This window comes from Terriglobia bacterium (assembly GCA_036496425.1).
GTDB lineage: Bacteria > Acidobacteriota > Terriglobia > 20CM-2-55-15 > 20CM-2-55-15 > 20CM-2-55-15.
Genome location: DASXLG010000126.1, coordinates 1 through 1,770, shown reverse-complemented (window position 1 = coordinate 1,770; position 1,770 = coordinate 1). Strand labels below are relative to the sequence as shown.

Here is a 1,770-nt window from a genome sequence, read left to right as displayed (position 1 = left end):
CACTTCATCAATTGGCAGCAAGATCCCCAGGGCAATTACCTGGCACGCCTGGTCTTCCCAGAGCCGACGAAGGAGTTTTCCGTAGAAGTGGATTTGGTCGCGGAGATGGCGATCTACAACCCGTTCGACTTTTTCCTCGAGCCCTCCGCGGAAAACTCGCCGTTCCTGTACGAGGCCGCGCTCGCTCGCGAGCTCCGTCCCTTTCTCGAGACGGAGCCGGCCGGACGCGGTCTTTCCACTTTTTTGGCCAACGTACCGCGAAGCCAGACATCCACAATCAATTTCCTGGTCGCGCTCAACCAACGCTTACACGATGCGATCGGTTATGTGATTCGCATGGAGCCCGGCATCCAGAGTTGCGAACAAACCCTGAAGCTCGGAACCGGATCGTGCCGCGATTCGGCCTGGCTGCTGGCGCAGGTTCTTCGCCATTCGGGAATTGCAGCGCGCTTCGTATCGGGATATTTGATTCAGCTCAAGGCAGACAATACTGCCGCTGGGGGCGCAAGCGCCGATTTTACGGATCTGCACGCCTGGGCCGAAGCATATTTGCCCGGAGCCGGCTGGATCGGACTCGATCCGACGTCCGGGTTATTTGCGGGCGAGGGCCATATTCCGCTTGCTTGCACGCCTGATCCGACCAGCGCCGCTCCCATCTCCGGGATGATCGAGCCCTGCAAGACGGAATTTCATCATGAAATGTCGGTGCGGCGGATTTTCGAATCGCCGCGTGTCACCAAACCCTACTCGGATTCACAATGGCGAGAGATCGATGCGCTGGGCGATCTGGTGGACGCCGATCTGAATAGCAAAGATGTGCGCCTCACTATGGGCGGGGAACCGACATTCGTCGCGACCGATGAAGCCGAAGCAACAGAATGGAAAACCGAGGTCGCAGGGCCGCTCAAACGACGACGCGCCACACAGTTGTTAAGCAAGCTGAGGGACCGGTTCGCGCCCCATAGCCTACTGCACTTCGGACAAGGCAAATGGTATCCGGGCGAGCCCCTTCCCCGCTGGGCATTCGGCTGCTATTGGCGAAAAGATGGCGTCCCCGTCTGGGAAGACGCAAGTCTGTTGGCCGACGCCAATCAGGACTATGGATATACCGTCGAACACGCACGCAAGTTTCTCGACGTTCTCACGCGGCGCCTGCAGGTGAGCGCATCGTTCATCATCGATGTCTATGAAGATGTCCTCTATTTTCTTTGGAAGGAGCAGCGGCTTCCGGTCAATGTCAGCGCGCTCAATTCGAAATTGGAAGACGCAGGCGAACGAAGGCGCCTGGCCCGCGTATTCGAGCAAGGATTAGGAAAGCAGGTAGGCTGCGTACTTCCCTTGCGCCGCATCCCGACAAGGGCAGGGGTTCCGCGCTGGACCAGCCAGCCCTGGTTTCTGGTATCGGAACGGATGTTTGCCATTGCCGGAGATTCCGCGCTCGGATACAGGCTGCCGCTCGAATCCCTGCCATGGACCAAGCCTGAAGACGTGCATTACACGTACGATCCGGATCCGTTCGCGAAGCGCGAGGAACTCGCGACCAAGCCGGAACACCGGCCCGATCTCTTCACGGCGCCGCCTGCGATCGATAACCCGGAGCCGCCGGAAGACAAAGCAAAACCGCCTGAAGAGGAGGAATCGGCAGCCTGGGTGGCGCGGCCGGCTTTGTGCATTGAACCGCGCGACGGAAAGCTGTTCGTTTTCATGCCGCCGGTCGAGTATCTTGCCGATTATTTGGACTTGGTCACGGCGATTGAGGACACGGCGAAA

1 protein-coding gene is annotated in these 1,770 nt (G+C 58.9%); it reads left to right on the top strand.

Annotation, left to right across the window (positions count from 1 at the left end):
* Positions 1-1,770 (top strand): transglutaminase family protein (locus tag VGK48_08705; protein ID HEY2381250.1); only part of this gene is annotated, 1,770 nt, incomplete at both ends.